The organism is Paenibacillus zanthoxyli JH29 (assembly GCF_000520715.1).
Lineage (GTDB): Bacteria > Bacillota > Bacilli > Paenibacillales > Paenibacillaceae > Paenibacillus_AQ > Paenibacillus_AQ zanthoxyli.
The window spans coordinates 1-445 of sequence record NZ_ASSD01000487.1 but is presented as its reverse complement, the minus strand read 5'-3'; the positions used below and the strand labels follow the sequence as shown (position 1 = coordinate 445).

Annotated in this window: 1 pseudogene; it reads left to right on the top strand. The window is 61.1% G+C overall.

Going from position 1 to position 445, the window contains the following annotated elements:
• Window positions 1-445 (top strand): annotated as a pseudogene (locus tag L691_RS32965) (hypothetical protein); the annotation flags it as partial.

The window sequence follows — 445 nt, the reverse complement described above, 5'->3', positions numbered from 1 at the left end:
GACGTCGCCGGAAATCCCGCCAATCAAGCAGTAGGATCTGGCGGAGCGGCGAAAACTTTAGACACTGGAGCGCAGGCGGGAAATGCGGAGCCTTCGGGCGAAAAGCTGCCGCCTCCCGGAACGGACTCGAATACGGTTGGTCGTGGTAGCGCCGGAGCGGGGAGCGAAGCGGCAAAGACGGAAGCCACCGGGGAATCGGCAGATAGCAGCACGGCAGTTCTGTCGGCTCCGGGGACACAGGGAGATCCGGATACCGTTGAAGGTATTAACGGAAAGACACAGCCTGGGCGGGGGATGGAAGCGGATGGAAGCGAAATGCAAGCCCCCGGCGGAGTCACTGGAAAAGGCCTGACAGGAAGCAGCGAAGCAGCGGTTAATGGCGCAAGCATATCGGAAGGCGGACAAGCTGCTGGTGAAGCCGGGGCTGAAAATATGCAGTCAGGCC